Origin of the sequence: Desulfovibrio sp., from assembly GCF_035644575.1 — a bacterium.
Taxonomy (GTDB): Bacteria; Desulfobacterota; Desulfovibrionia; order Desulfovibrionales; family Desulfovibrionaceae; genus Desulfovibrio.
Genome location: NZ_DASQOG010000138.1, coordinates 1 through 5002, shown reverse-complemented (window position 1 = coordinate 5002; position 5002 = coordinate 1). Strand labels below are relative to the sequence as shown.

The 5002-nt window shown below is 54.8% G+C and carries 6 protein-coding genes; 3 read left to right on the top strand and 3 right to left on the bottom strand.

Annotated elements, in window-relative coordinates; genetic code table 11:
- Positions 1-5: 5 nt before the first annotated feature.
- The 3 genes from VEZ52_RS07945 to VEZ52_RS07935 all read left to right on the top strand — a co-directional run bounded on the left by VEZ52_RS07945 (position 6) and on the right by VEZ52_RS07935 (position 3552).
- A complete protein-coding gene (locus VEZ52_RS07945) occupies positions 6-2063 on the top strand; it encodes an ATP-binding protein (protein WP_324836352.1) in 2058 nt (685 codons plus the stop codon).
- A gap of 15 nt (positions 2064-2078) precedes the next feature.
- On the top strand, positions 2079-2567 hold the full coding sequence (ybaK, locus tag VEZ52_RS07940) for a Cys-tRNA(Pro) deacylase (RefSeq protein WP_324836351.1): 489 nt from the start codon (positions 2079-2081) through the stop codon (positions 2565-2567).
- Positions 2568-2700: 133 nt separating this feature from the next.
- A complete protein-coding gene (locus tag VEZ52_RS07935) occupies positions 2701-3552 on the top strand; it encodes a PhzF family phenazine biosynthesis protein (RefSeq protein WP_324836350.1) in 852 nt (283 codons plus the stop codon).
- 127 nt (positions 3553-3679) lie between these two features.
- On the opposite strand, the gene VEZ52_RS07930 is transcribed toward VEZ52_RS07935, so the two are convergent.
- The 3 genes from VEZ52_RS07930 to VEZ52_RS07920 form a co-directional block, all read right to left on the bottom strand.
- Positions 3680-3868 (bottom strand): rubredoxin, encoded by a 189-nt coding sequence (locus VEZ52_RS07930; protein WP_022659169.1) that lies wholly within the window; start codon positions 3866-3868, stop codon positions 3680-3682.
- Between the two features lie 15 nt (positions 3869-3883).
- On the bottom strand, positions 3884-4423 hold the full coding sequence (locus tag VEZ52_RS07925; RefSeq protein ID WP_324836349.1) for a bacterioferritin: 540 nt from the start codon (positions 4421-4423) through the stop codon (positions 3884-3886).
- Positions 4424-4530: 107 nt separating this feature from the next.
- Complete coding sequence (locus VEZ52_RS07920; protein ID WP_022659167.1) at positions 4531-4938, bottom strand: Fur family transcriptional regulator; 408 nt, start codon at positions 4936-4938, stop codon at positions 4531-4533.
- Positions 4939-5002: the final 64 nt, after the last annotated feature.

The window sequence follows — 5002 nt, the reverse complement described above, 5'->3', positions numbered from 1 at the left end:
AAAACATGTCAGACGCACAACAGCCGCATCAGGGCAATCTAGCCAATCCCCTGGTGCTGGCCTTGGAAATATCAAGTTCAGCCCTTCTGCACGTCAGCAAAGAGCCTTTTCTCAGAGCAGCCATGGCCAGTATTGGCGAATCCTTGCACTGTGAGCAGGTGTCTCTTGTAGAATTTGACGATGAACAGTGGTCTGCCCCTGTAGTCTGGCGGTCGGGCATTCGCAGTGCAACGGCAGATATGCCCACGGCAACGCTCGATGACATGTCGCCGGTGTTGAGCATGTTTGAAGAGGGCAAAAGCCTGTGCGTTGCCGATACCTCGGCCATGCCCGAAGGCCCGCAAAAAGCCCTGTTTCTCTCCCGTGGAATCAAATCGGCAATCTGCGTGCCCATCGCCCACGATGGTCAGCTTTTTGGCGGCATCTGCCTTTTGCGCCACCGCTATCGCGGGCAATGGTCCATCGAAGATTCCAGCCTTTGCCATCTTTTGGGCAGCATCCTTGCCATCACGCTGACGCATTTTCGTCTTTATGGGCAGCTGCAGCGCAAGCACAGGCAACTGCACGATATTCTTGATGCCTTCACAGATCCTGTCTGCATTGTAGATATGGAGACGTACAAAATTCTTTTCGTCAACAACAGTGTTGAAGAAACATTCCCGCGAAAAGATGGCACGTTGTCCAACATCTGCTACAAAAGACTCATGGGGCGGGATACGCCCTGTCCCTTTTGCACCAATGCCATTATTGCCGCCTCCAGCGAGCCCTATCAGTGGACGTATGAAAACAAGACCACCAGGCGCACCTATACGGTGGTGGACAAGGCCATCAAGTGGGACAACGATAAAACAGTTCGCCTCAGCATTTCCCGCGATGTGACTGATCTGCTGCAAACCCAGCACGAAAAGCAGGATGCCGTGGTAGCCTCGCAGGCCAAAAGCGAATTTCTGGCGCATATGAGCCATGAAATCCGCACGCCCATGAACGGCATCATCGGGCTCACCCATCTGGCCCTGCAATCCAATCCCAGCGACGAGCAGAAAAGCTATCTGCAAAAAATCCGCACTTCCGCCACAAACCTGCTGGCCATCATCAACGATATTCTGGATCTTTCCAAAATCGAAGCCAACAAGATGGTGCTGGAAGACGCCAACTATCCGCTGGAAGACGTGCTAGAATTCGTGCACACATCGCTACGCTTCCCCATTGAGCAGAAGGGGCTTGAGTATGAATGCAAACTTGGCGACGATGTGCCGCTGAAGCTCTGGGGCGACAGCCTGCGCCTCAAGCAGGTATTGCTCAACCTCATGAACAATGCCGTCAAATTCACCGCCGAAGGGCGCATAACCCTGCGAATTGACCGTGAGCTTTCTGGCGACAAAGACAGCCTGCACTTCAGGATTGCCGATACGGGCATGGGCATCAGCCGCGAATACCAGCAGCACCTTTTTGATCCCTATACCCAGGCCAATGCGAGCATCAGCCGCCGCTTTGGCGGCACGGGCCTTGGGTTGAGCATCTGCAAGCGCATTGCGGAACTCATGCACGGCGCGCTGTGGTGCGAGAGCGAACTGGGCAAGGGCTCCACCTTCCACCTGAGTATTCCCTGCACAGCTGCCCGCAATATCTATTGCCCGCAGGAGCAGGCCGCCGCCACGGCAGAGCCGCTGGACGGAGCGGCGGAGTGCAGCATTCTGGTGGCGGAAGACAATGAAATCAACGTGGAAGTATTGCGCGCCATGCTGCGCCAGCTGGGCTTTGAATGCGATGTTGCGCCCAACGGCAAGGAAGCCCTGCGCATGGCCATGGAAACCCCATATGATATTGTGCTGATGGACGTTAACATGCCCGTCATGGACGGCCTGACCGCCACACGGGAACTGCGGAACATGCTGCCGGAAAATGACGAGCAAAAGGCCCTGCCCATCATTGCCCTCACCGCCGCTACACTGCCTGACAACATCGCCGAAATCATCAACGCGGGTATGAACGACCACATAGGCAAGCCCTTCAGCATGGCTACCCTGCGCAATAAACTCGCCAAGTGGCTCAAACTCCACTGAGCACCCCGACAAATCATGTCTGCCGCAAAAGTTTCCAAAACCAATGCCGCCAGAATTCTTGAAGGCCTGGGCATTCCCTACGAACTGCACACTGCCGACGTGGACGAAAATGACCTGTCAGCCGTGACCATGGCGTACAATCTTGGCGTTGACCCTGCCTGCGTTTTCAAAACTCTGGTAGCCAGAGGCGACAAAACAGGCGTGCTCATGGCCTGCATCCCCGCTGCTGCGGAGCTTGACCTCAAGGCGCTGGCCGCTGCATCCGGCAACAAGCATGTGGAAATGGTCCCGCTCAAGGATGTTCGCCCCCTCACCGGCTATATGCGCGGCGGCTGCTCCCCCCTTGGAGCCAAGAAGACTTACCCGGTTTTTGTGGACGAAAACGCCATCCTGCTTGAAACTATCTTTGTGAGCGCAGGTCAGCGCGGCGTTCAGCTGCGCCTCAAGCCGGATGATCTGCTGCGCGCCGTTGAAGGGCAGTACGCCCCAGTGGCGCGCATTTAGTAGCCCCGCCCGTTATTTCCTGCATAAAACCCGCCCCCGGGGCAGACGCTCACAAGCTGCCGCGCGGGTATCATCACAACACTTCACAGCTCGCATGCTCGGCCCAACTGCACATCCGGCTAGGAGACTATCTATGCGGTATTACCACGCAGATGTGTTTTGCAAAGAACCCATGACCGGCAATGGGCTGACTGTTTTTATTGCCAAAGCCTTTCCGGAAAGAACTGTCATGCAGCAACTTGCCCGGGAGTTCAGACAGTTTGAAACAATATTCCTTGTCCAACGTAGCGATGCCGTATTTGACGCGCGCATCTTTACCGTCGAGGAAGAACTGGATTTTGCCGGGCATCCCGTTCTGGGAGCTGCTGCGGTTGTGCAGCACGAATTTTTTCAGGAGGCCTCCGGCACGGTTCTGTTCAACCTGAACAGCAAGCAGGTTTCTGTTTTTTGCACGGCGCAGGGCGATTCTTATGACTGCTGTATGGATCAGGGGCCAGCGGACTTCATTTACGCCCCGGAGCCGGAAGTGTACGCGAGGTATTTGCAACCGCTGAACCTGACCGTGCACAATATTGCCGCCGGATTCCCCCTGGAAGTAGTTTCCACAGGGCTGCCCTATCTGCTGGTGCCCCTTGCCTCAGGCCTGGAGCAGGCCCACATTGTTGTGGCGGATTACGAATCGCGGCTTGCACAGATCGGCGCAAAATTCGCGTATGTTTTTGACGTCAACGCGGTGGAAGGCAGAACCTGGGACAATGCGGGCATGGCGGAGGACGTTGCCACTGGCAGCGCCGCTGGGCCGGTAGGGGCCTACCTGTACAAGCACAACAGTTTTTCTCTCTCGCAGGAAATACTTCTCCGGCAGGGGCGCTTTGCGGGGCGTGACTCAAAAATCAGCATCCGCAGGGACAAAACCAGCGGCAACATGCTGGTGAGCGGTCAGGTTCGCCTGCTCGTGTGCGGGGATTATCTTCAGGGCATATAAAACTCCATCCACGCAAAGGCTCGCGCAAAACAGCGCAAAAAATAAAGACCCGTCTCCTTGTCTGCCATGGCAGGACGAGGAAACGGGTCTTTTCAAAACTCACCGCAAGGGTGTTGGATGCTTGGCTTTAGCCTTCGTCACTCAAAGGACGAAAGCTCTTTTTTGTTGCCCCGCAAACAGGGCATTTCCAGTCTTCAGGCAGATCTTCAAAACGGGTTCCAGCCGGTATCTTGTGGCGTTTGTCGCCCCGGTCGGGGTCGTAAACGTAGCCGCAATTAACCATCTGGCAACGCCACATATCCTTGGGTTCAGCCATGCTCTGCCCTGCCTGTTAGCCCGCTGCGGGCGTTGCGGTCACAAAGCCCTTGGTGGCCGGGCCTGTTGTGGAAGGCGTACCGGCAATCTTGGCAAGATAGGTGTCGCCAAGTTTTTTGATATGCCCGTCAATATTGTCGTAATAGGTCAGGTGGGCCTGTTCCTCGTCAATGATCCGTTCAAAAAGACGGGCAGAAACAATGTCGCCCGCGTCCTTACAGATGGCAAGAAAACCGCTGTAAGCTTCGATGGTGGCTTCTTCCTGATTGGCGTCAGCCTCGTAGATAACGGTTACTTCCTGCCCGGTGACAATTTTGCCGTCTTTCTGGGCAGTGGGCTCGCCGCCCAGTTCCTTGATGCGTTCGGCAAAATTTTCGGCATGTCGCATTTCGTCAATGGCGATAAGCTTCATGTTGGCAGCAAGCTCGCCATAATCCATATCATCCAGATTGTAGTGCTGGTTCATATACTGATGGATGGCGAACAGCTCCATGGCGCGCGCCTTGTTCAGTACTTCTATGACTTTAGCCTTCCGGCTTTCCCTGTTTTCCGCCATGACGCAAGCTCCTTGGTTATAACAGGTTCAAGATGCTATTTGCATAATACGAATAGCAAAATCTCACAAGCAGCCTCCGCGCACATGGAAAAACATTCGGACAATAGTTACTGGGTTATTTCAAGCGATCTCGCGCAGGTCTCGCACACGCCATCGTATTCCACCCGCGAACTCAAAATACTCGCAAAACCCATTGCCTGCATGCCTTCAACTGTGGGGGCCTGCTTGACGTCTTCAACATCGCCAACCCGGCCGCAATAAATGCAGCGAACATGCTGATGGTTTGATATATCACCGTCAAAACGTTTGGTTGATCCAGCAGCTTCAAGACGGCGGATCTCGCCGCTGTCTGCCAGAAAATCCAGATTCCGGTACACAGTACCCAGGCTTATTCGGGGCAAACGCTCGCGCACGATGCTGTACAGCTCATCCGCAGTAGGATGGCTCTTGAGCTTGCGCAGTTCTTCCAAAATAACTGCCCGCTGCCGGGTCATTCGTGTTTGTGTTTGAGCCATGCCAGCCTCCAGTGTTGCTAAAAATTACTGTTATCGCGGATTACTGTCAAGCCCAAACTCAACC